Annotated in this window: 19 protein-coding genes; 11 read left to right on the forward strand and 8 right to left on the reverse strand. The window is 69.5% G+C overall.

The annotated features are described in order from the left end of the window. Nucleotides 1-29: 29 nt before the first annotated feature. The 4 genes from AC07PU_RS00125 to AC07PU_RS00140 form a co-directional block, all read right to left on the reverse strand. Nucleotides 30-953, reverse strand: a complete 924-nt coding sequence (locus AC07PU_RS00125; RefSeq protein ID WP_296740905.1) for a LysR family transcriptional regulator — start codon at nucleotides 951-953, stop codon at nucleotides 30-32. 76 nt (nucleotides 954-1,029) lie between these two features. Then, nucleotides 1,030-2,706: an MFS transporter gene (locus tag AC07PU_RS00130; protein ID WP_431514602.1), complete on the reverse strand. Its 1,677-nt coding sequence runs from the start codon at nucleotides 2,704-2,706 to the stop codon at nucleotides 1,030-1,032. A gap of 92 nt (nucleotides 2,707-2,798) precedes the next feature. Next, nucleotides 2,799-3,416 (reverse strand): amino acid synthesis family protein, encoded by a 618-nt coding sequence (locus tag AC07PU_RS00135; RefSeq protein ID WP_093346426.1) that lies wholly within the window; start codon nucleotides 3,414-3,416, stop codon nucleotides 2,799-2,801. Between the two features lie 188 nt (nucleotides 3,417-3,604). Next, nucleotides 3,605-4,249, reverse strand: a complete 645-nt coding sequence (locus AC07PU_RS00140; RefSeq protein ID WP_495314178.1) for a CGNR zinc finger domain-containing protein — start codon at nucleotides 4,247-4,249, stop codon at nucleotides 3,605-3,607. 381 nt (nucleotides 4,250-4,630) lie between these two features. On the opposite strand from AC07PU_RS00140, the gene AC07PU_RS00145 reads away from it, so the two are divergent. Continuing rightward, nucleotides 4,631-5,401, forward strand: coding sequence for an SDR family oxidoreductase (locus AC07PU_RS00145; protein WP_495314180.1), 771 nt, complete (start codon nucleotides 4,631-4,633; stop codon nucleotides 5,399-5,401). Nucleotides 5,402-5,473: 72 nt separating this feature from the next. Beyond that, nucleotides 5,474-6,244: an SDR family oxidoreductase gene (locus AC07PU_RS00150; RefSeq protein WP_093346430.1), complete on the forward strand. Its 771-nt coding sequence runs from the start codon at nucleotides 5,474-5,476 to the stop codon at nucleotides 6,242-6,244. 89 nt (nucleotides 6,245-6,333) lie between these two features. Here the strand turns inward: AC07PU_RS00150 and AC07PU_RS00155 are convergent, their stop codons facing one another. Continuing rightward, the gene (locus AC07PU_RS00155; protein WP_495314183.1) at nucleotides 6,334-7,041 is read right to left on the reverse strand and encodes an alpha/beta fold hydrolase; all 708 of its coding nucleotides are present in this window, start codon (nucleotides 7,039-7,041) and stop codon (nucleotides 6,334-6,336) included. Between the two features lie 346 nt (nucleotides 7,042-7,387). Here AC07PU_RS00155 and AC07PU_RS00160 point away from each other — a divergent pair, with 346 nt between their 5' ends. Further along, nucleotides 7,388-8,059 (forward strand): HD domain-containing protein, encoded by a 672-nt coding sequence (locus tag AC07PU_RS00160; protein WP_495314185.1) that lies wholly within the window; start codon nucleotides 7,388-7,390, stop codon nucleotides 8,057-8,059. 9 nt (nucleotides 8,060-8,068) lie between these two features. Here AC07PU_RS00160 and AC07PU_RS00165 read toward each other — a convergent pair whose 3' ends face one another. Then, nucleotides 8,069-9,547, reverse strand: coding sequence for an amidase (locus AC07PU_RS00165; RefSeq protein ID WP_495314187.1), 1,479 nt, complete (start codon nucleotides 9,545-9,547; stop codon nucleotides 8,069-8,071). A 243-nt stretch (nucleotides 9,548-9,790) separates the two neighbouring features. On the opposite strand from AC07PU_RS00165, the gene AC07PU_RS00170 reads away from it, so the two are divergent. Beyond that, on the forward strand, nucleotides 9,791-11,149 hold the full coding sequence (locus AC07PU_RS00170) for an epoxide hydrolase family protein (RefSeq protein WP_495314189.1): 1,359 nt from the start codon (nucleotides 9,791-9,793) through the stop codon (nucleotides 11,147-11,149). Between the two features lie 18 nt (nucleotides 11,150-11,167). On the opposite strand, the gene AC07PU_RS00175 is transcribed toward AC07PU_RS00170, so the two are convergent. Further along, nucleotides 11,168-12,403, reverse strand: coding sequence for an amidohydrolase (locus tag AC07PU_RS00175; protein ID WP_495314191.1), 1,236 nt, complete (start codon nucleotides 12,401-12,403; stop codon nucleotides 11,168-11,170). A 255-nt stretch (nucleotides 12,404-12,658) separates the two neighbouring features. Here AC07PU_RS00175 and AC07PU_RS00180 point away from each other — a divergent pair, with 255 nt between their 5' ends. From AC07PU_RS00180 to AC07PU_RS00200, 5 genes are all read left to right on the forward strand, one after another. After that, nucleotides 12,659-13,414 (forward strand): SDR family oxidoreductase, encoded by a 756-nt coding sequence (locus AC07PU_RS00180; protein ID WP_495314193.1) that lies wholly within the window; start codon nucleotides 12,659-12,661, stop codon nucleotides 13,412-13,414. Nucleotides 13,415-13,466: 52 nt separating this feature from the next. After that, entirely contained in the window at nucleotides 13,467-15,131 is a 1,665-nt protein-coding gene (locus AC07PU_RS00185; protein ID WP_495314195.1) for an MFS transporter, read from the forward strand. 32 nt (nucleotides 15,132-15,163) lie between these two features. Continuing rightward, complete coding sequence (locus AC07PU_RS00190; protein WP_495314197.1) at nucleotides 15,164-16,132, forward strand: LysR family transcriptional regulator; 969 nt, start codon at nucleotides 15,164-15,166, stop codon at nucleotides 16,130-16,132. Nucleotides 16,133-16,272: 140 nt separating this feature from the next. Next, nucleotides 16,273-17,184 (forward strand): alpha/beta fold hydrolase, encoded by a 912-nt coding sequence (locus AC07PU_RS00195; RefSeq protein ID WP_495314199.1) that lies wholly within the window; start codon nucleotides 16,273-16,275, stop codon nucleotides 17,182-17,184. Beyond that, the gene (locus AC07PU_RS00200) at nucleotides 17,184-18,512 is read left to right on the forward strand and encodes an aminotransferase class III-fold pyridoxal phosphate-dependent enzyme (RefSeq protein ID WP_495314200.1); all 1,329 of its coding nucleotides are present in this window, start codon (nucleotides 17,184-17,186) and stop codon (nucleotides 18,510-18,512) included. The genes AC07PU_RS00195 and AC07PU_RS00200 overlap by 1 nt, the downstream gene beginning before the upstream one ends. Before the next feature lie 10 nt (nucleotides 18,513-18,522). Here AC07PU_RS00200 and AC07PU_RS00205 read toward each other — a convergent pair whose 3' ends face one another. Further along, entirely contained in the window at nucleotides 18,523-19,812 is a 1,290-nt protein-coding gene (locus AC07PU_RS00205; RefSeq protein ID WP_495314202.1) for a phospholipase D-like domain-containing protein, read from the reverse strand. A 115-nt stretch (nucleotides 19,813-19,927) separates the two neighbouring features. Here AC07PU_RS00205 and AC07PU_RS00210 point away from each other — a divergent pair, with 115 nt between their 5' ends. Further along, nucleotides 19,928-22,456: an excinuclease ABC subunit UvrA gene (locus AC07PU_RS00210; protein ID WP_495314203.1), complete on the forward strand. Its 2,529-nt coding sequence runs from the start codon at nucleotides 19,928-19,930 to the stop codon at nucleotides 22,454-22,456. A 73-nt stretch (nucleotides 22,457-22,529) separates the two neighbouring features. After that, nucleotides 22,530-23,573, forward strand: a complete 1,044-nt coding sequence (locus AC07PU_RS00215) for an RNA methyltransferase (RefSeq protein ID WP_495314205.1) — start codon at nucleotides 22,530-22,532, stop codon at nucleotides 23,571-23,573. Nucleotides 23,574-23,582 lie beyond the last annotated feature (9 nt).

Consider the following 23,582-nt stretch of genomic DNA (forward strand, 5'->3'; position numbering starts at 1 on the left):
AAAGGGTGGATGGAAGAAAGCGATAGGTGTCAGGCCGAAGCCGCCGGCTGCTGCGCCGCGAGCTTCTCGGCCATGAGTTGCGCGAGCAGGTCGAAGACGGCCCGGATATGGGGCAAGTACTGCAGGTCGTACTGCACGCTGATGAACAGTGGCACGCGCGCGGAGCGATCGGGCAGCAACCGGATCAGCCCGAAGGACTCGGCCTCGGCGTACGAAGGCAGCAGCACCACGCCCAGGCCCTCCTGCGCCGCGAACAGCTGCGAGAACATGCTGGTCGCGCGGAAGCCGATGCGCGGCGCATCGACGAACTCCTCGAGCCAGCGCGCCGAGGGCAGGTAGATCGGGTCGTCGATGTAGCCGATGAAGAAGTCCTGCGCCAGATCCTCGGGCCGCGCGATCTCGCGGCCCGCCAGATAGGAGGCGCTGGCATAGAGATGGAAATGCACGTCGGCCACCTTCTGCGTGTGCAGCGACTTCGGCGGGGGCTCGAAGAAGCTCACGAAGATGTCGGACTCGCGGCGCGCGATGTCCACGTAGTTCGAGGTGGTGGCGAGCTGGATCTCGATCGCCGCGAAGCGTTCGTGCAGCTTCCTGACCGCGCGCGAGATCAGCATCGCGCCCACGCCCTCCATCGTTGCGATGGAGACGGTGCCGGCGTTCTGCCCGAAGCGGTCGGCGGTCAGTCCCTGGATTTCGTGCAAGGCCGTTTCCATCTTCTCCACCCTCGTGAACACTTCCCGCCCGAACGGGGTCAGGACGATGCCCTTGCGGTCGCGCCGGAACAGCGTGCCGCCCGAGCTGTACTCCACCTGCGCGAGGCGGCGGCTGATGGTCGACTGGTCGACGCCGAGCTTGCGCGCGGCGGGCGCGAGCGCACCGCCGCGCGCGACTTCGAGCAATGCGCGCAGGTGGTCCCATCCGAGTTGATCCAGGGGCAGGTGCTTGGTGGCCATGGCGTTGAAGGCTGAACGAGGGAGCGAAGACATTAGTCCAGCGGGGGCCCGGGCGCCATCGGTGCAAGCTTGCGGTTCAGGCCGCGGCCCGGGTCTCCTTGGTGTCGCGCAGCCAGATCGCGCCGATCACGAAGGTCATGAGCGCACCCGCGACCGGATAGGCGAGGCCGGCGTAGATGTTCCCGTGCTCGGCCACGAGCGCGAACGAGATGGTCGGCAGCAATCCGCCGAACCAGCCGGCGCCGATGTGATAGGGCAGCGACATCGAGGTGTAGCGGATGCGCGCGGGGAACATCTCCACCAGCAGCGCCGCGAGCGGCCCGTAGGTGATGGCCACGAAGCCCATGAAGACCAGCAGGATCAGCACCACCATCGGCGAGTCGATGCCCGCGCGGTCGGCCGTCGTGGGATAGCCCGCGCCCTGGAGCGCGGCGCCGATCCGCGCGCGGAAGCCGTCGATCTCGGCCTTGCTGGCGGGTTCGAAGGCATTGCCGTTCGCGACCAGCCGTCCCTGCACCGAGGCGATGGCCCGGTCGCCGACGGTCACGGTCGCCAGCTCGCCGGCGGCCGCGTCCTTGACCTCGTAGCTGGCCGCGCTTTGCGCCAGCACGCGCTTGGCGATGTCGCAGGAGGTCCGGAAGTCGACGTCGCGCGCGATCGGGTTGCCCTGGAACGAGCATTCGCGCGGGTCGGCCGTCAGCACGATCGAGGCGCTCTGCTGGGCCCGTTCCAGCGCCGGATTCGCGTAGTGCGTGAGTGCCTTGAACAGAGGACCGTAGGACAGGGCAGCCACCAGGATGCCGATCATGATCAGCCACTTGCGGCCGATGCGGTCCGACAGCGCGCCGAAGAAGATGAACAGCGGCATGCTCAGCACCAGCGAGGTGGCGAACAGCGTGTTCGCGTAGATCGGATCCACCTTGAGGATCTGCGTGAGGAAGAACAGCGCGTAGAACTGCGAGGTGTACCAGACGATCGACTGCCCGGCGCACAGGCCGAACAGGCAGATCAGCACGATGCGCAGGTTCTTCCATTCGCCGAAGGCCTCGCGCACCGGCGCCTTGCTGATGCCGTTGCCGGCCTTGAGCTTGAGGAACACCGGCGACTCCTTCATCGAGACCCGGATGTAGACCGAGAGCACGAGCAGGCCCAGCGAGATGATGAAGGGGATGCGCCAGCCCCACGCATCGAACTGCTCGGGCGACATGGTGCTGCGCACGCCGAGGATGACGACCAGCGACAGCAGAAAGCCCAGCGTCGCGGTGGTCTGGATCCATGCGGTGCTGGCCCCGCGCTTGTGCGGCGGCGAATGCTCGGCCACGTAGGTGGCGGCACCGCCGTACTCGCCGCCGAGTGCCAGGCCCTGGCACAGCCGCAGCACGATCAGGATGATCGGCGCGGCCACGCCGATGGTGGCGTAGTTGGGCAGGAAGCCGACCGAGAAGGTCGAGATGCCGATCAGCAGCAGCGTGATCATGAAGGTGTACTTGCGCCCGATCATGTCGCCCAGGCGCCCGAACAGCACGGCGCCGAGCGGCCGCACGATGAAGCCCGCCGCGAAGGCGAGCAGCGCGAAGATGAAGGCGGCCGAGGGGTCGAGCGCCGAGAAGAACTGCTTCGCGATGATGGTCGCGAGCGAGCCGTAGAGGAAGAAGTCGTAGTACTCGATGACGGCGCCCACGGAAGAGGCCACGATGACCTTCCTGCCTTCCGCGCGATGCGTCGCACCCGTCAGGGTTGCGGGGATGTCCATGCTTGTCTCCTGTCTTGTGGTTCTGAAGGGAGGAGGCCGCCCGGTGGGGCTCCTCCCTGGCCGGCCACGTGGCGTGGCCGGCGGTGGGCGCTTCAGGCCTGGCGGCGTGCCCGGATGTCGGCCACCACCTTGGCGACCTGCTCGGCGCTGGCGCCCTTCACGCGCGCATTGATGCGCACGGTGCCGAAGCCGACGAACAGCACGAGCTCGTCGGGGCCGGGCGCGCCCGGAATCGCGAGGGTGATGCCGTCCATGGCGTCGTAGTCCCAGGCGTCGTCGGCGCCGCCGAACAGCAGGTCGACCGAGCCGCCGGCCGTCGACACCTTGGCATTGCCCGGAATCAGCGCGGGGCCCGCGCCCAGGCCGGTGCGCATGGCCAGGCCCAGGCGCGGATGGATCAGCGCCGCGCCGTGTTCCGACTCGCCGGCCGTGCCCACCAGCGCGGCCTTGCCGTAGGCGCGGGGCTTCTCCTCGCCCGCGAAGTGCGAGAGCGCGCGTTCGGTCAGCAGCGTGCCGATCTCGACCGAGCGCTGCGCGAGGTCGGCCAGTTCGGCGTCGGTCGCGGCGCCGCGTCCGGCGCAGGGGTTCTTGAAGATCGCGGCGGCGACCACGTGGCGCGAAGGCGCGGCGGCGGCGCGGCCGCCCTCGGCGAGCGTGTTCCTCTCGAACACGAAGATCTGTCGAATGGTCTCGAGCGTTGATGGGCTCATGGGGTCTCCGTCCTGTGGATATGGCTGAATCGCCTGGTCCCTGCGTCGCAGGGGCTGAAGTGGCGGACGGAGATTAGGTTCGCGAGGCCCTTCTGTCAGTTTGCAAGAACGCAAGCGGGCTTGCGTTTTTTGGGCCTGGCGGTGGACGTCGATGCGCGCTGGCAGGGAAGAATGACTGGGGCAGGCCGCTAGCGCTTTTCCGAACTCAGCTTCGAACGATGCGCCGCCTGCTTGGCGCGATTGCCGCAGACGGCCATGCTGCACCAGCGGCGAATGCGTCCACGCGTCGTGTCGAGAAACATCAACGTGCAGGCCGGACCCTCGCATGCCTTCACGTGGGTGAGGTCGGCGGTCGCCAAGAGCTCGGCCATGGATTGGGCGATCGGCAGCAGCAGCGAATCGGCGGAGCGCCAGCGACGGCGGCGCACCCATACCAGCTCGGAGGGCTCGTCCCCAGAGGCCGACGCCTTGTCGCGGATCTCGACCTGCTCGAACGCCTCGTCGCGCGCCAGCAGCCGGTTCAGCGCCTCCAGCTCCTTGAAGGATTTGCGCGTGAGCCGCGCGCCCTGGTGCTGCTGGACGAAGGCCCTGAACCACTCGCGCAATGCGCGCGCCTGCGCGGCCACCGCATCCAGCTCGCCCGGACCGGCCGCCTCGCCCAGTTCTCGCAGCACTTGCGGATCGACCATGCCGGCCTCTCGCAGCCAGTTCAACAGGTCCTCGCCCGAGCCGAGCCACTCCACCTGCGTGTCGGTCGGGACGGCCACCGAATTCAGGAAGTCGAGTGCGGGCGAATCCGCCAGGAACATCGGCGGGGGCCGGACCTCGCTCATTCGCGATCTCCTGGTCGCGGGCAGCGAAGTCCTCGGCGCGGTTGCGCGTGGGCGCACGCGATCGAGCATTTCATTGGGTATCGATGGGTCATGGGATCGGAGCTCCTTGCAGTCGCAATGCGCACATCGGTGGATGCCGGTACAGCGAAGTTCCTGGCATTTTCCCCCGCCACGGTTCCGGCGCGGCACCGCGGGCAGCGCGCAGAGTGGATTCTAGATAACCTAGTCAATATAGTTTGACAGGTTATTCGGAAGGCTCTAATCTCGGCGCCGAAAAGATGACAGGCATCGGGTTTCGAACGGTGGTTGGCCATCGAGCGCCGGGCCGGCGCGGGAGCTCCCAAAGCGAGGAGGGAGCCATCCAAGGAACGCGAGGAACGCATGAAGAACACAGTGGCCATCGTGTCGGGCGCCAGCCAGGGGATCGGGCGCGAGACCGCCATCCGCCTGGCCAGTGATTTCGGCCGGCTGGTGCTCGTCGCCCGGAGCGAAGAGAAGTTGAAGGAGACGGCACAACGGGTCGAGGCCGCGGGGGCGCCCAGCCTGGTCATCGTCGCGGACCTGGGCGAGCCGTCCGCTGCCGCCGAAGTCGTCGAGCGCACGATCGGCGAATTCGGCCGGATCGATGCAGTGGTCAACATCGCGGGTGCGGTGCCGCAGGTGGACCTGCTGGAGATGACCGACGCGCAATGGGACGCGGGCCTCGGCCTGAAGCTGCACGGCGCGCGCAGGCTGACGGTGCATGCGTGGAAACATCTTTGCGCGACGAACGGGGCGGTGGTGATGACCTCCGGGAACTCGGCGCTGTTCCCGAAGGCTTCCTATGCGGCCGTGGGAACGGTGAACGCCGCGATCGTCGCGCTGGCCAAGGCATTCGCCGACCTCGGGATCCGCGACGGCGTGCGCGTCAACAGCGTGCTGCCCGGGCCCGTCATGACCGAGCGCCGTCGTTCGTACCTCGCGCACTGGGCGCCAGCGCACGGCATGAGCTTCGACGAGGCGCTCGAGAGCTTCCCGAAGGAGGCGGGGATCGCCCGCTACGGAGAGCCGCGGGAGATCGCCGAGCTGATGGCCTTCCTCGTGTCGCCGGCGGCGCGCTGGCTGACCGGCACGGCCATCCGCATGGACGGCGGCGAGGTCAAGGCCGTCTGATTCGGGGCCGTCTGGCGGCGTCGCCGCGGCGGCACCCAGGTCGAAGTTTTTATCAACAACCGGAATCATCCAATGTCGGAATCAGTCGTGATAGTGACGGGCGCGAGCTCGGGGATCGGCAAGGCCACGGCCCTGCGGCTCGCCAGGAACTTCTCGTGCGTCGTGCTCGCCGCGCGCAGCGGGGAACAACTGGAGCAGGTGGCGGCGCAGGTGCGCGCACTGGGCGCGCAGGCGCTCGTCGTCGAAGGCGATCTTGGCGATCCCCAGGCCGCCGAGACGGTCGTGGCGCGGACCCTCTCGCAGTTCGGAAGAATCGATGCGCTGGTGAACGTGGCCGGCGCGGTCCCGGGACTGGACCTGTTCGAGATGACCGACGCGCAATGGGACAGCGGCCTGGCACTGAAATTCCATGGCGCCCGCAGGCTCACCTTGCGCGCGTGGGAGGCGCTGAAGTCGTCGAAAGGCGCCGTCGTCTTCATCTCGGGCACTGCCGCGGAAGCGCCGAAGGCGGCGTCTGCCGCCGTGGGCACGATCAACGCGGCGATCGAGGCGCTGGCAAAGGCTTTCGCCGATCGTGGCATTGCCGATGGCGTTCAAGTGAACAGCGTTTCGCCGGGCGCGGTCATGACGGGCCGGCGCATGGGAATGATCGAGAAGCTCGCGAGCGCGCGCCATCTCGACCTGGACGCTGCCAAGGCCGCGGTTCTCGCGAGTTCGGGCATCGCGCGTTTCGGCGAGCCGGAGGAGATCGCGGATCTGATCGCCTTCGCCGTGTCGCCGGCAGCACGCTGGATGACCGGCACGGTGCTGCGCATGGACGGCGGCGAGATCAAGTCGATCTGATCGGGGCAGCCCGATATCCCCGAGCCGGTGCGGCCGGCCACCGCGGACATCGGGCCGCGGCGGCATGCCCGCCGCGTCGGTCCACGCGCTCAGTGGCGCGCCGCTTCGCTGCCGAACGCGCGGGCCGCGTCGGCGATGAATCCGATGACCTCGCCCGGCGCCGAAACGCTCGGCGCGTGATCGGCCGAGATCGAGCGTTCGACCGCCTGCATCCGCTGCGCCATGAAGCGCTGTGTCGAGGCCGCGATCATCCGATCGTCCTGCGCCACGAGGTACCACGCGGGCCGGGTCTTCCACAGCGGCGGCCCGACGGGCACCGTGATGCATGACACGGAGATCGGCCGCTGCACGGCCGCCAATACGCGTTGGTCTTCGCGCGAGGCGTTCTGTGCGAATGCGTCGGCAAAGGCTTCGTCGGGAAGCCAGATCCATCCATCGCCATCGGGCGCCAGCCGTGGCGCTTTCTCGTGCGGCTCGGCGCGTCCGAAGACCTCCAGCACCGTTTCCCCTTCGTCGGGCGCAAGCGCCGCCACGTACACCAGGCCCGCCACGCGCTGCTCGGTGATCTGCGCGATCACCGCGCCCGCATAGGCATGCCCGACCAGGATCAACGGCCCTTCGATGCGTGCGAGGCTGCGCTTCAACGCGGCCACGTCGTCGGCAAGGCTCGTCAGCGGCAGCGGGGCCGCGACGGCCTCGATGCCCGCCTGCTCCAGGCCCGCAATCACCCTTGCCCAGCTGTATCCGTCGGCCCAGGCGCCATGGACCAGCACGGCGGTCATACCGCGATCATTCATCTTGTGCTCCTTCGTTCGACTCCCGCTCCAGTGCTCCCGGTCCGGACCGCTGTACGGTCTCTTCGCTCCACCAATTATGCCTTTCAAGTAACCTATTCAAATTTATTTGAATGGTTACTTTGTTGGGTGTCGAATGACTCGGCATCGCTTTCGATAGACAGATGGCGAAGGTGGGGCGGGTGTCGGATGTGCCCGCGGCGCGGCCCCCTCTTCGGGACCTGCCCCATGCTTTTGGCAGGAAGCGCACCCGATCTGGCAGTCCCTGCCCCCTCGGCCGCGCGCACGGGGCGTCGGCGCGCCGGACACTGGGTTCGCACTTTCGCCAACCCCGATTCCCGGAGAACCCATGAACGAATCCATAGCCGGCATCCGCATCCCCGACAGCCAGATGGCGCGCGAGGCCACCGAGCTGGTGCGCGACACCGAGACCGCGCTGCTGTTCAACCACTCGCGGCGCGTGTTCCTGTTCGGCGCACTGACCGGCGAGCGCTGCGGCCTGGCCTGCGACGCCGAGCTGCTCTACATCGGCGCGATGTTCCACGACATGGGCCTGGTGGCGCCCTACAGCAGCAGGACCGAGCGCTTCGAGGTCGACGGCGCCAATGCCGCGCGCGATTTCCTCGTGCGCCACGGCATCGCCGAGCCCGAGGTCGAGCAGGTGTGGGATGCGATCGCGCTGCACACCACGCCGGGCATTCCGCAGCACAAGAAGCCGGTGGTGGCGCTGGTCACCGCGGGCGTGGAGATGGACGTGCTGGGCCTGGCCTACGACGCCTTTCCGACCGAGCAGCGCGAAGCGGTGGTGCGCGCGCATCCGCGCGAGGCCGACTTCAAGGAGGGCATCATCGATGCCTTCGCCAAGGGCACGCGCTTCAAGCCCGAGACCACCTTCGGCAACGTCAAGGCCGACGTGCTGGCGCTCAAGGACCCCACGTACAAGCGGCTCAACTTCTGCGGAATGATCCTCGGCTCGTCGTGGAACGACGGTGCCTGCGGCGTGCCGGGCTGCCGGCACTGATCGCGTTATCTAGGCAGCCGTGGTCACGTGCACGCCGGGCCGGCGGCCATCGTTCCAGCGGCCGCCGATCGCGCGCTCGATCTGCGCGCTGAGCTGCAGCAGCAGGCCGTCGTCGGCCTGCTTTGCCTGCAGCTGCATGCCAAGCGGCAGGCCATGTTCGTTGAAGGCCAGCGGCAGCGAGATGCCCGGAATGCCGCACAGGTTGGCCAGCGGCGTGTAGGCGAAGTTCTGCCAGAGGTTGTCGAACCAGTCGAGCACCGAGGGGTTGTCGCTGAGCGTGAGGTATTCGGTGGTGCCCACGCGCGGCGTGGGCAGCGCGGTGATCGGGGTGAGGATGAGGTCCCACTCCTCGAAGAAGGCGCCGAAGCCGCGCGCGGTGGTGTTGAACACCGTCTGCATCCTGAAGCGCTCGGCATAGGAGATGTCGCGCCCAGCCTCCCAGATCTTGATGTTGATCGGCTCGATCAGGTCGGCCGGCGGCTGCTCGAGGCCGAAACGCGCGAGGAAGCCCTCGATGGTCTGCGCGAAGTTGCTGATGTAGCAGGTGGTCTGGGCCGCGAAGGCGGCGCGGATGTCGACCGCGGGCAACGCCCATTCGACGTGGTGGCCCAGGCCCTCGAGGAAGCGCCCCACGCGCTCGAGCTCGGCCACGATGTGCGGCGTGGCGCGGAAGTCGCCCCACTCGTGCGACATCGCGATGCGCAGCGGCTTCGGGTCGCGCTCGATCAGCTGCGTGTAGGGCTCGTCGGCCTTCCAGTAGGGCATGAACTCGCCGGGCGCGCCGCCGCGGCAGTGGTCGACGAAGGCCGCGGTGTCGCGCACCGTGCGGCTGTGGCAGCCCTGGATCGACACCAGGCCCGTGAGGTCCGACAGCGCCGGTGCGATCGAGAACACGCCGCGCGAGGGCTTGAGGCCGATGTTGCCGTTCACGCCCGCGGGAATGCGGATCGAGCCGCCGCCGTCGGTGGCGTGCGACAGCGGCAGCACGCCGGCCGCCACCGCCGCGCCCGTGCCGGCCGAGGAGCCGCAGGTCGTGTAGTCGAGGTTCCAGGGATTGCGCGTGACGTAGACGGCCGGGTTCTCGGCCGAACTGCAGACGCCGAACTCGGGCGTGGTGGTGCGCCCGATGATGTTGAGCCCGGCCTTGCGGATCTGCTGCGTCAGGTGGGTGTCGGCGGCCGCGCGCTGGCCCTTCATCAGCAGCGAGCCCATCTCCTGCAGCCGGCCCTTCATGGTCGGGCCCAGGTCCTTCATCAGGTAGGGCACGCCCGCGAACGCGCCCGCGGGGTTCATGCCGTCGGCCAGCGGATCGGCCACCACGTCGTCGAAGACCTCGACCACCGCGCTCAGCGCGGGGTTGGTGAGCGCGATGGCGGCGCTGGCCTGGGCCGCGAGCTCGGCCGGCGTGACCTGCCCGCTGCGCACCAGCGCGGCGAGCCCCACGCCGTCCTGTTCGCTCCATGCCTGCCAGCTCATTGCCAAAGTCATCCGTCGCTCCTGTCGAGAAAAGAAAAAAGGGGGCGTGGGCCCCGTGTGCGCCCACTCTAGCGAAGACGCGGTGTGCCCGCGCGCCAGTCGTGTATTGGGCCGCGCGTGCAACGTAGTGTGTGGATTTTTCGCGCGGATACACGGGCATACGCGATCCGCGGCGTGGCGGCATGGCGCTCGAAGAATGCGCTCCGGCCCCGGGACAGGGGCCACGCGACTTCATCCAATCCAGAGGAACATCCCATGCACAAGACCACCGACAAGACCGCGAGCCGGGCCACCCGCCGCGGCTTCTTCGCCACCTCCGCCGTGGCCGGCGCCGCGGGCTTCAGCCTGCTCTCGGGCACCGAGCTCGCACAGGCGGCCGGCAGTCCCGAGGCCGATGCGCAAGCGGCCGCGGCCTATCCGCCGAAGCCGCGCGCGCCCACGGGCGACACGGCCGTGCGCCCGTTCCGCGTCCACGTGCCCGAGGCCGTGCTGGCCGACCTGCGCCGCCGCGTGAAGGCCACGCGCTGGCCCGACCGCGAGACCGTGAGCGACCTGTCGCAGGGCGTGCGTCTCGAGAAGCTGCAGCCGCTGGTGCGGTACTGGGGCAGCGGCTACGACTGGCGCAAGGCCGAGGCGCGGCTCAATGCCCTGCCGCAGTTCATCACCGAGATCGACGGCCTCGACATCCACTTCATCCACGTGAAGTCGCGCCATCCCGATGCGCTGCCACTGGTCATGACCCATGGCTGGCCCGGCTCGGTGATGGAGCTGCTCAAGACCATCGACCCGCTCGTCAACCCCACCGCCCATGGCGGCCGCGCGGAGGATGCCTTCCACCTCGTGCTGCCCTCGATGCCCGGCTACGGCTTCTCGGCCAAGCCGCGCAGCACCGGCTGGGGCCCCGACCGCATCGGCCGCGCCTGGGACGTGCTGATGAAGCGGCTGGGCTACCCGCGCTACGTGTCGCAGGGCGGCGACTGGGGCTCGGTCATCTCGGACAGCATGGCGCGCCAGAAGCTGCCGGGCCTGCTCGGCATCCACGTCAACATGCCGGCCAGCGTGCCGCCGCAGGTGGCGCGGGCACTCAACAACGGCGACCCCGCGCCCGCCGGCCTCGACGACAAGGAGAAGGCGGCCTTCGATGCGCTGAACTTTCTCTACAAAAAGGGCGGCGGCTATGCCGCGCTGATGGTGACGCGGCCGCAGACCCTGGGCTATGCGCTCGAGGATTCGCCCGCGGGCCTGGCCGCCTTCTTCTACGACAAGTTCACCGAGTGGACCCACAGCGGCGGCGACGCCGAGAAGTCGCTCACGCGCGACGAGATGCTCGACGACATCACGCTCTATTGGGTGACCAAGACCGCCACCTCGGGCGCGCAGCTCTACTGGGAGAACAACGCCAACAACTTCAACGCGGTCGACATCTCGATCCCGGCCGCGGTGACGGTGTTCCCTGGCGAGATCTACCGGGCGCCGCGCCAATGGGTCGAGGCGGCGTACCACAACCTCATCTATTTCAACGAGGTCGACAAGGGCGGGCACTTCGCCGCCTGGGAGCAGCCGGCGCTGTTCAGCGCGGAGCTGCGCGCGGCGTTCCGGTCGCTGCGCGGTTGAAGGAGGCGTCTCGCGGCTTCAGGCCGCGAGCGCTTCGCGTGCGATCGTCGCCAGCAGCGCCGCGCCGATCGGCAGCACCGCGTCGTTGAAGTCGTAGTGCGGATGGTGCAGGCCCGGCACGTCCTCGCCGACGCCGAGCCAGAAATAGGCACCGGGGCGCTCGTTCAGCATGAAGGAGAAATCTTCCGAAGCCATGCTGGGCAGCACGCCCGTGAAGACGCGCGCGGCGCCCAGCAGGCCGGTCGCGGCTCGCCGCACGAGCTCGGCGCAGGGCGGGGCGTTCACCGTCGGCGGCAGGAACGGCAGATAGCGCACGTCCGCCCGGGTGCCGAGCGCGCTGGCGCAGTCCCTCGCGATCTCGGCGACACGCCGCCGCAGGACCTCGCCCGCGGAGGCATCGAACCATTTCGCGATCCCGGCGATGTCCGCCTGCGGCGGCACGGTCACGCTCTGGGTGGGAACGCCGTGCGCGATGGCGCCGCCGGCCTGCAGCGAATGCACGGTGAGGACCGCGCTCAGCGCGGGATCGAGGTTGCGGCTCACCACGGTCTGCAGCGCCGCGACCACGGCGCAGGCGGCCACGACCGGGTCGGCCGTGCGATGCGGCATCGCGCCATGTCCGCCGACGCCCTCGATGCGGAGCCAGAAGTCGTCGCGCGCCGCCATCATCGCGCCGGGGTTGACGGCCACCGTGCCCGCCGGCAGCGAGGGCCAGTTGTGGAGCGCATAGACCGCATCGCAGGGGAAGCGTTCGAACAGGCCGTCCTCGATCATCACGCGCGCGCCCGCATGCCCCTCTTCGCCGGGCTGGAAGATGAAATGCACGGTGCCGCCGAAATCGCGCGTGTGCGCCAGGTGGCGCGCGGCGCCCAGCAGCATCGTCACGTGCCCGTCGTGGCCGCAGCCGTGCATCCGCCCCGCATGCACGGAGCGGTGCGCGCACATTCCTTCCTCCTGCACCGGCAAGGCGTCCATGTCGGCGCGCAGGCCGACGGACTTCGAGGAAGAACCGGCCCGCCGGCCGCGCAGCACCCCGACCACACCGGTGCGGCCGACGCCGGTGTGCACCTCGTCGAAGCCGAAGTCTTGCAGCGCCTCGGCCACGCGCGCCGCGGTGCGCCGTTCCTCGAAGCCCAGCTCGGGGTGCGCATGCAGATCGCGGCGGAAGGCCGAGAGGAAGGGGTGGAAGTCCGAGATGGCGCGCAAGGTGCCGTCGTCGGTGTTGCCGCCGGGCGTGGGAAGAACGAGGCTCATCGGGTGGCGCTCCTGGATTGCGATGCGTCCCATCGTAGGAACGGCGGGCACCCGCGTCCAAGACCGCCCACGTCCGCTTCCAGATGCGCAGCCTATGAAGGCGACGGTGCGGGTGTGCGCATGTAGGCGCTGCATATAGTTTCTGACGCCAACGCTATTGGACGCATTTCGGCAAAAGCCTTCTCATTCCGCGGCAGTTCGCAGCAGGCACCACGCCTGCTGTTTTCACCCACGCAACACAGGAATGGAGAAGACATGCCTTCAACCCACAAGGTCGCCATCGTGACCGGCGGCAGCCGCGGTATCGGCGCGGCGATCGCACGACAGCTTGCAAAGGACGGCCACGCGGTCGTCGTCAACTACGCCGGCGATGCCGCGAGCGCCCGCGCCGTGGTCGCCGACATCGAATCGCGCGGCGGCCGCGCCATCGCGCTGCAGGCCGACGTCTCGAAGGAAGAGGACGTGCTGCGGCTGTTCCGCGAGACCGATGCGCAGCTCGGCGCGCCGACGGTGCTCGTCAACAACGGCGGCATCACCGGCGGCTTCTCGCGCGTGGACGAGGCGGACGCGCGGATGCTCGCGCAGGTGTTCGGCGTCAACGTCGTGGGCGCGTTCCTGTGCTGCCGCGAGGCGGTGCGGCGCATGTCGATCCGCCACGGCGGGCGCGGCGGCGCGATCGTCAACGTGTCCTCGCGCGCCGCGGAGATCGGCGGCGGCGGCGAGTGGGTGCACTACGCGGCGACCAAGGGCGCGCTGAACACGCTGACCACCGGCCTCGCGCGCGAAGTCGCGCTCGAGGGCATCCGCGTCAACGCCGTGGCCGCGGGCCTGATCGAGACCGAACTCCATGCGGCCGCCGGCAAGCCCGACCGCGCCGCGCGCATGGCGCCGGGCATTCCGATGGGCCGCGCGGGCCTGCCCGAGGAGGTTGCGCAGAGCGTCGCCTGGCTGGTGTCGCCCTCGGCCGGCTACGTGACCGCCGCCATCGTGGCGGTGGCCGGCGGCCGCTGATCCCGGCACCCAATTCATTTCCGCAGAACGAACGAGAACCGGAGACAAAGCAATGCACGCATCCGCACAGAGCGCATCCGCGACAGGCACCGCGGCGCCCAGTCCTTCCAAGGCCAGGCACGTGGTGATCGCCTCCACCCTGGGTACCGTCTTCGAGTGGTACGACTTCTATCTCTATGGCGCGCTGGCCGTGATCATCGGCAAGAACTTCTTCGCCAGCGCCACGCCGCTGGAGGCCTACATCTTCGGCCTGCTGGCCTTCGGCACCGGCTTCGTGGTGCGGCCTTTCGGCGCGCTGGTGTTCGGGCGGCTCGGCGACATGATCGGGCGCAAGTACACCTTCCTCGCGACCATCCTGATCATGGGCCTCGCGACCTTCGCGGTCGGCCTGCTGCCCACCTATTCGTCGATCGGCAGCTTCGCGCCGGCGATCCTGATCGGGCTGCGCATGCTGCAGGGGCTGGCGATCGGCGGCGAGTACGGCGGCGCGGCGGTCTACATCGCCGAGCACGCACCACCGGGACGGCGCGGTGCCTACACCTCGTGGCTGCAGACCGCGTTCATCGTCGGCCTGTGCCTGGCGCTCGGCGTCATCCTGGGCTGCCGGCTCGCGATGTCGCCCGAGGCCTTCGAGACCTGGGGCTGGCGCGTTCCCTTCCTGCTCTCGATGGTGCTGCTGGCGATCTCCGTGTGGATCCGCATGAAGCTGCACGAGTCGCCGGTGTTCGCCGAGATGAAGTCGGCCGGTGCGCTGTCGCGCGCGCCGATCCGCGAGAGCTTCGGCAACTGGCGCAACCTCAAGCTGGTGCTCATCGTGCTGTTCGGGTTGCAGGCGGGGCAGGCGGTGGTCACCAATGCGGGGCCGATCTACTCGTCGCTGTTCCTGGTGAACACGCTGCGCGTCGATCCCATCACCGCGACCACGCTGTCGACCATCGGCTTGCTGCTGGGCGCGCCCTTCTACGTGATCTTCGGCTACCTGAGCGACCGCATCGGGCGCAAGCCGATCGTGCTCGCGTCGCTGGTGCTCGGGGCCGTGTCGCTGTTCCCGGTCTATCACGGGTTCACGCACTTCGCCAACCCGGCGCTCGAGGCCGCGCAGGCGCGCTCGCCCGTGGTGGTGGCGGCCGATCCGGCGCGCTGCTCGTTCCAGTTCAATCCGGTCGGCACCTCGAAGTTCACCTCGAGCTGCGACGTGGCGAAGAGCGCGCTGGTGCGGCGCGGCATTCCCTACAGCAACGAGGCCGCGGCGCCGGGAGCGGCGGCGGTGGTGCGCATCGGCGCGCTGTCGCTGCCGGCCTACGACGGCGCCGCCGCCGATGCGAAGGAGCGCGCGGCCGCATTCGACCTGGCACTGGGCAGCGCGCTGGAGGACGCCGGCTACCGCGCCAGCGCCGATCCCTCGCAGATCAACCACCTCATGATCGTGCTGATCATCGTCTACCTGCAATTGCTCACCGGGATGGCCTTCGGCCCCATGGCCGCGATGCTGGTCGAGATGTTCCCGGCGCGCATCCGCTACACCTCGATGTCCTTGCCCTATCACATCGGCAACGGCTGGATCGGCGGCCTGCTGCCGGCGACGGTCGTCGCCATCCAGGCCGCCACGGGCAGCATCTTCGACGGGCTTTGGTACCCTGTGCTGATCGCGGGCGCGGGGTTCGTGCTGTGCTGGCTGTTCGTTCCGGAGACCCGGGACCGGGCGCTCGACAGCTGAACCGCCGAAGGCGCACCGCGCAGGAGAACGGAATGCGCGACCACCCGCTTGGCCCATCGAACGACGACGATTCGCGACCCGCGCATTCGGGCGGGCCGGCCGCGCGCCTGGAGATCCGGCACCTGCGCTACTTCCGGGCGGTGGCCGAGGAGCTGAGCTTCACGCGCGCGGCGGACCGGCTGCACATCGCGCAGCCACCGCTGAGCCAGCAGATCCGCCAGCTCGAGGAAGAGCTGGGCGTGCAGCTCATCGACCGCGACAACCGGCCGGTGCGGCTCACCGAGGCGGGCACGCTGCTGCTGGAGCGCGCGGTCGCGATCATGTCGCAGTTCGATGCCGCCGTGGACGACGTGCGGCGCATCGGCCGCGGCCACAGCGGCAAGCTGGCGATCGGCTTCGCGGGTTCGGCCATGTACAGCGTGCTGCCCGATGTGCTCAACGCCTTTCGCGACCGCTATCCCGAGGTCGAGCTGTCCTTCAGCGAGCTGCTGGCGGCCGAGATCGCCGAGGCGCTGTCGCGGCGTTCCATCGACGTCGGCTTCTCGCGCCCGGGACTGCCGCCCGAGCCATCGATCGAGCAGCGGCTGCTGATCACCGAACCGCTGATGGCCGCCGTGCCGACGCGGCATCCGTTGGCCGCGCGGGCCACCATTCCCGTGGAGGAGCTGCATGGCCAGGCCGCCGTGCTCTATCCGCGCCATCCGCGGCCCAGCCTGACCGACCTGATCCTCGATGCGCTCGGCGAGCGCGGCATCGTGCTCGAGCTCAAGGAGGGCGCGCGCAACATGCAGACCGCGCTGGGCCTGGTCGCGGCTGGCGCCGGCATCAGCTTCGTGCCCGCCAGCGTCTGCGGGCACGGACGCAGCGGCGTGCGCTTCGTGGGCATCGAGCCGCAGGTGCTGACCTCGCCGATGACCGTGGTCTGGCGCAAGGACCACGTCTCGGTCGCGCTGAAGAACTTCCTGCAGATCGTCGAGACGGTGGGCCCGGCGCACGGCTGAGCCGAGGTGCGCGGGGTGCGCCAGACGCCGCGCCTCTGCCAGCGTATCGCGTCGGTATTGGACGCTGCGCGGGGCCATTCCTAAAGTTCATCGCACCGCTTCGAAGCGGTGCCTTTTCACCGATGAACCACAGGAACACCATGTCTGCACTAGATGACGCCATGCGCGACGCCGCCGCTTCCGGCATCCGATTCGATCACGTACCGGCCAACGGCCTGAACATGCACTATGCGCGCGTCGGCCAGGGCGCGCCGCTCGTGCTGCTGCACGGCTGGCCCGAGTTCTGGATGGTGTACCGGCCGCTCATGGACCTGCTGAAGAACGATTTCGAACTCTTCGTTCCCGACCTGCGCGGCAGCGGCTTCACCGGCAAGCCCACACCCGGCCCCGATGCCAACGCCAACGCCGCGACGCACGCCGAGGACATCGCCGAATTCACGCGGCGCCTCGGCCTCGACCGCTTCGGCATGGTGGGCGGCGACCTCGGCGCCTACGTGCTGCAGGCCTTCAGCCTGGCGCACGGCGATCGCCTCAGGGGCGCGTTCTATTTCTGTACCCCGTATCCCGGCATCGGTTCGCGCTACGGGCAGCCCGACCACCTGATCGAGGTCTGGTACCAGTACTTCCAGCAGCTGCCATGGGCCGCGAAGCTGGTCGGCGCATCGCGCGAGAGCTGCAGGCTCTACATGTCGCACTTCCTCGATCACTGGTCGGGCGACAACCCCGAGGTGTTCGCCGACATGATCGAGATCTACGTCGACATGTTCATGCGCAACGACAACATCCAGGGCGGCTTCGACTGGTACCTGAGCTCGGCCGCCAACCGCCGCAAGTGGCTCGAAGGGACCCTGCCGCCACCGCCTCGCATCACGGTGCCCTCGCGCTTCCTCTGGGGCCGCCGCGATCCCTTGATCCGCCCCGAGTGGTCGGACCGCCTGGGCGACTACTTCGCCGACTTCAGCATCGACTTCGCCGATGCCGGGCACTTCGTGCACCGCGAGGCGCCCGCGGTCTGCGCGCGCGAGATCAAGGCCTTCTTCGAGGGCCGGTGATGGCCGCCATGTCGGGCGAGGCGGCCGCGCGCTTCATGACGCCGTGGTCGCGCCAGGGGCAGCGGCCCGGTCCCGTCTTCGTCGGTGGGGCCGGCGTCCACCTGCACACGGCCGATGGCGCGCGCTGCCTGGACCTGTCGAGCGGCCTCATGTGCGCCAACCTGGGCCATGGGCATCCGATGGTGATCGAGGCGATACGACGCCAGGCCGAGTCGCTGTGCTTCGTGTCGCCCACCTTGCGCAGCGACATCCGCGAGGCCTTCTCCGAGCGCCTGTGCGCGCGGGCGCCCTGGCGCGGCGGCGCGCGCGTGCACTTCACCACCGGCGGCGGCGAGGCCAACGACGATGCGGTGAAGATCGCGCGCCTCGTCACCGGCCGGCTGAAGGTGCTGAGCGCCTACCGCTCCTACCACGGCACCAGCGCCGGCGCGGCCGCGCTCACGGGCGGCAGCCGCCGCTGGGCCAGCGAGCAGGCGGCGCCGGGCGGCATCGCGCGCTTCTTCGCGCCGCATCCCTACCGCAGTCCCTTCCACACCGACGACAGGGCCGAGGAGGTGCGACGCGCGCTGGCGCATCTCGAGCGCGTGATCGAGCAGGAGAACCCCGCCAACATCGCGGCGATCCTGATCGAGCCGGTGCTCGGTTCGGACGGCCTGGTCGCGTACGAGGAGGGCTATCTGGCCGGCGTGCGCGAACTCGCACGCCGCTGCGGCGCGCTGCTGATCCACGACGAGGTCATGTGCGGCTTCGGCCGCGTCGGCGAGATGTTCGCCTCGCGCCGCGTCGGCGTCGCGCCCGACATGCTGAGCTTCGCCAAGGGTGTCACGGGCGCCTGCATGCCGCTGGGCGGCGTGCTGATGCGCGAGGAGATCGCCGAAGCCTTCGACCACCGGCCCTTTCCGTTCGGCCACACCTATTCGGGCCACCCAGTCTGCATGGCGGCGGGGCTCGGTGCGCTGCGCGCCTACGAGACCGAAGGCCTCTTCACGCGGGGCCGCGAGATCGAAGGCTGGCTCCGGCAAGGACTGGACGACATTCGCGAACGCAGCGCCATCGTGGGCGACGTGCGCGGCATCGGTGCCTTCTTTGGCATCGAGCTCGTGCGCGACCGCAAGACGCGCGAGCCGCTGGTCGCATGGCAGGGCGCCGACCAGCGGCTGATGCACGACTTCCAGTCCGACCTGCTGGCGCGCGGCGTGTGGCTGTACGTCAAGTACAACTTGTGCGTGGTGGCGCCGCCGCTGACCATCTCCCAGGCCGATCTGGCACACGGGCTCGCCATCGTCTCGGAGGCGTTGCAGGCCCTCGAGGCCAGGGTGTCGGCATAGGGCCGGCCGCTCAGAGCTGCGGCGACAGCACCGCAGCCAGGTGCTCCCACGCCTTCTCGAGCAGCGGCCGCTCCTTCCAGCCCTCGTAGCTCAACCGCTTCGACTGCGCGAGGTCGGCCTCGAACTGCACGGTCTGCGCCGCGGCGAAAGCCTCGTCGTAGATGTTGAGGTTGGCCTCGTCGTTGAGCCGGAACGAGCGGTTGTCGAAGTTGGTCGAGCCCACCGACACCAGCAGGCCGTCGACCAGGAAGACCTTGCAGTGGTACATGGTCGGCTGGTACTCGCTGATCTGGGCGCCGGCCTCGAGCAGCGGGCCCCAGGCGGCGCGCGAGGCGCGGCGCACGGTCTGCGAATCGATGATCGGTCCCGGCGTGACGATGCGCACCCGCACGCCGCGATGCAGCGCCGCGACCAGCGCGCCCACGGTGAGGTCGTCGGGCACGAAGTAGGCGCTCGAGAGGTCGATGGTCTTCGTGGCCGCGGCGATCGAGAGCAGGTACATCAGGTGCATGCTCTCGCTGCCGCCCGAAGGCGAGCTGCTGAACATCTGCGCGCGGCCCGTGCCCACCGGCGGCAGCGGCGGGAAGTAGCGCTCGCCATGGAGCACGTCGCCCGAGACCTTGATCCAATTGTCCATGAAGACGGCCTGCATCTGCGCCACCACCGGGCCCTCGACCTTGTAGTGCGAGTCGCGCCAGTGCGCGGGGTCCTGTGCGTCGCCGGTCCATTCGGGCGCGATGCCGACGCCACCCGTGAAGCCGATGCGACCGTCGACCACCAGCAGCTTGCGGTGGGTGCGGTTGTTCATGCGCGCGATGTCGTACCAGCTCGGCTTGTGGAACTTGCGGATCTCCACGCCCGATGTCTCCATCTCGCGGATGAAGTCCGCATCGACCTTCGCGCTGCCGACCCAGTCGAGCAGCACATGCACCTTGACGCCGGCGCGCGCACGTTCCGACAGCGCATCGGCAAAGGCGCGGCCGATGTCGCCCGACCAGTAGATGTAGGTCTCGAAGGTGATGCTGTGCTTCGCGGCGCGAATCGCCGCGAGCATCGGCGGAAAAATCTTGTCGCCGTTCTGGAAGGCCTCGAAGCGGTTGCCGTCGGTGATCGGCGGGCCGAGCATGGCGCCGAGCGCGCGCTGGTACTGGGGATCGTGCAGCGCGTATTCGCGCCGCACCTGTTCGTCGAGCTTCTTCTCGCCGCTCGTGAGGTTGAGCACGAGCAGGGTGGCGGCCAGCGTCAGGACGAAGGTCCAGGCGATGGCTTTCCAGGGCTTGCGGGGGGCGGGTACGGGCATGCCTTATCGTGCCGGCCTTTGCCCGCGCCGAATCGAGGTCGCGCCCTTGTCCTGCAAGGCGCCGCTGCGATGTCTGCCATCAATATCGGCCTGCGGCCCAGCCCCCGCGAACACCATGCCCCAACAACCCAAAACCTTGCCCGACCCGACCTCCCACCGCTTCGTCTCCGTGCGCGGCGCGCGCGAGCACAACCTGCGCAACGTCGACGTCGACATCCCGCGCGATGCCCTCGTGGTCTTCAGCGGGATCTCGGGTTCCGGCAAGTCCTCGCTGGCCTTCGGCACGCTGTATGCCGAGGCGCAGCGGCGCTACCTCGAATCGGTGGCGCCCTATGCGCGGCGGCTGATCGACCAGGTCGGCGTGCCGGCGGTCGATGCCATCGACGGGCTGCCGCCGGCCGTGGCCTTGCAGCAGCAGCGCGGCACGCCGGGCACGCGCTCCTCGGTGGGCAGCGTGACCACGCTGTCGAACCTGTTGCGCATGCTCTATTCGCGCGCGGGCGACTACCCGGCGCGCCAGGCCATGCTGCACGCGGAGGACTTCTCGCCCAACACGCCGCAGGGTGCCTGTCCCGTCTGCCACGGGCTGGGCCGGGTGTTCGAGGTGACCGAGCGCGCGATGGTGCCCGACGACAGCCTCACGATCCGCGAGCGCGCGGTGGCCGCCTGGCCCTCGGCCTGGCAGGGGCAGAACCTGCGCGACATCCTCGTCACGCTGGGCATCGACGTCGACACGCCGTGGCGCGCGCTGCCGAAGAAGACGCGCGACTGGATCCTGTTCACCGAGGAGCAGCCGACGGTGCCGGTCTATGCGGGCTTCACGCCGGCCGAGACGCGCGCCGCGCTGCGCCGCAAGCTCGAGCCCAGCTACCAGGGCACCTTCATGGGCGCGCGCAAGTACGTGCTCCACACCTTCGCCACCACGCAGAGCGCGCTGATGAAGAACCGCGTATCGCGCTTCATGTCGGGCGCGTGGTGTCCGGCCTGCCAGGGCAAGCGGCTCAAGGCCGAGGCATTGTCGGTACGTTTCGCGGGGCTCGACATCGGGCAGATCTCGCACCTCACGCTGGGCGCGCTGGCACAGGTGCTGCGGCCGGCGGCGCGCGGCGAGGCGCATGGCAAGGTGGCACCGTCGGCCGAGAAACGCATCGTGGCGCAGCGCATCGCGCAGGACGCGCTGGCGCGGCTCGAGACGCTGCTGGGCCTCGGGCTGGGCTATCTCTCGCTCGATCGCGCAACGCCCACGCTGTCGCCGGGCGAGCTGCAGCGGTTGCGGCTCGCGACGCAGATCCGCTCCAAGCTGTTCGGCGTGGTCTACGTGCTCGACGAGCCCTCGGCCGGCCTGCACCCGGCCGACGCCGAGGCACTGGTCGACGCGCTCGATGCACTCAAGCGCGCGGGCAACTCGCTGTTCGTGGTCGAGCACGACCTGGACCTGATGCGCCGCGCCGACTGGCTGGTCGATGTCGGACCCGGCGCGGGCGAGAAGGGCGGCGAGGTGCTCTACAGCGGGCCGCCCGCCGGGTTGCGCGAAGTGGCGGCTTCCCGCACGGCCGCCTACCTGTTCGCGCCCGAGGCCGCTGGCGATGCGGGCCGGCCGCCGCGTTCGGCGCAGGGCTGGCTGCGGCTCGAAGGCGTCACGCGCAACAACCTCGAGGCGGTCGATGCGGCATTTCCGATCGGCGCGATGACCGCGGTCACCGGCGTCTCGGGATCGGGCAAGTCCAGCCTCGTGAGCCAGGCGCTGGTGCAGCTGGTGGCGGCCCACCTGGGCCACGAGGCGCCGGCCGACGACGAGCCGGGCGAGGGCGAGCCCTCGCTCGCCCAGGAGACGCACGGCCGCATCGTCGAGGGCCTGGACCGGATCCGGCGGCTGGTGCGGGTCGACCAGAAGCCGATCGGCCGCACGCCGCGTTCCAACCTCGCGACCTACACCGGGCTGTTCGACCACGTGCGCAAGCTGTTCGCGCAGACCCGTGCCGCGAAGGCGCGCCGCTTCGATGCCGGCCAGTTCTCGTTCAACGTCGCCAAGGGCCGCTGCCCGACCTGCGAGGGCGAGGGCTTCGTCAGCGTCGAGCTGCTGTTCATGCCGAGCGTCTACGCGCCGTGCCCGCAGTGCGGCGGCTCGCGCTTCGACGCGGCGACGCTGAAGGTGCGGCTGCGCGACAAGAGCATCGCCGACGTGCTCGCGATGACGGTGGACGAGGCGCATGCCTTCTTCAAGGACGACGCACCCATCGAGCGGCCGCTGCGTCTGCTCGCGGCGATCGGCCTGGGCTACCTGCGCCTGGGGCAGCCGGCCACCGAGCTGTCGGGCGGCGAGGCCCAGCGCATCAAGCTCGCGACCGAGCTGCAGCGCGCGCAGCGCGGCGACGCGCTCTACGTGCTCGACGAGCCGACCACCGGGCTGCATCCGTCGGACGTGGACCGGCTGATGGCGCAGCTCGACGAACTGGTCGACGCCGGCAACACGGTGGTGCTGGTCGAGCACGAGATGCGCGTGGTGGCGCGCTGCGACTGGGTCATCGACATGGGCCCTGGCGCGGGCGGCGAGGGCGGGCGCGTGGTGGCGGCGGGCACGCCGCGCGAGGTCGCGAAGGCCGGCACGCCCACGGCGAAGTACCTCGCGCGCCAGTGGGGCTGAGCCGGGCGTGGCCCGGGTGCACAATCTGGGCCCCCGATCCGCGCCGCCGTGCGTCGCCTTCCGTTTCAACCCCATGCGAATCCACGACATCCGACGCCGACTGCGCGAAGCAGGCGCGGGCCCCAGCCATGAGCAGCGCGTGCTGCGGCTGTGGTCCCATGCGCTGCCGCGCGACAGCGGCCGGCGGCTGCCGCACAGCTTCTTTCCGGCCGGGTTGATGGCCGAGCTGCCGGCCATCGAGGCCGAGCTCGCGGGCCTTGCGCGCGTGGATGCGGTGCATCCGGGCGCCGATGGTTCGGAACGGTTGCTGGTGGCGCTTGCCGACGGCCAGACCGTCGAGAGCGTGCTGCTGCCGCGCGACGGCCTGTGCGTGTCCTCGCAAGTGGGCTGCGCGGTCGGCTGCCAGTTCTGCATGACCGGGCGCGAAGGCCTGCTGCGCCAGGTCGGCAGCGCCGAGATCATTGCCCAGGTGGCGCTCGCGCGCATGCGCCGGCCGGTGCGCAAGGTGGTGTTCATGGGCATGGGCGAGCCGGCCCACAACCTCGACAACGTGATGGAGGCGATCGAGCTGCTCGGCACGGTCGGCAACATCGGCCACAAGAACCTGGTGTTCTCCACCGTCGGCGATCCGCGCGTGTTCGAGCGGCTGCTGCAGGAACGCGTGCGGCCCGCGCTCGCGCTGTCGCTGCACACCACGCGCGACGAACTGCGCCGCAAGCTGCTGCCGCGCGCGCCGCGGCTCACGCCCGAGGAACTGGTCGCGGCCGGCGAACGCTATGCGCGCACCACCGGCTATCCGATCCAGTACCAGTGGACGCTGCTCGAAGGCATCAACGACAGCGAGGAAGAGATCGAGGGGCTGGTGCGGCTGCTGTCGGGCAAGTACGGCGTGCTCAACATGATCCCGTTCAACGCGGTCGACGGCGTGGACTTCCAGCGCCCGGCCTGGGCGCGCTGCCAGCAGATCGCGCGCACCCTGCACGAGCGCGGCATCCTGACCAAGTTGCGCAATTCGGCGGGGCAGGACGTGGATGGGGGGTGTGGGCAGTTGCGGGCGCGGGCTGTCGGCACGCGGGTGATGATCCAGCGAACCGCGCAGGCTCCTGGCCCTGCATGACGATCCGGG

Source organism: Variovorax sp. GW821-FHT10D07, from assembly GCF_059415325.1.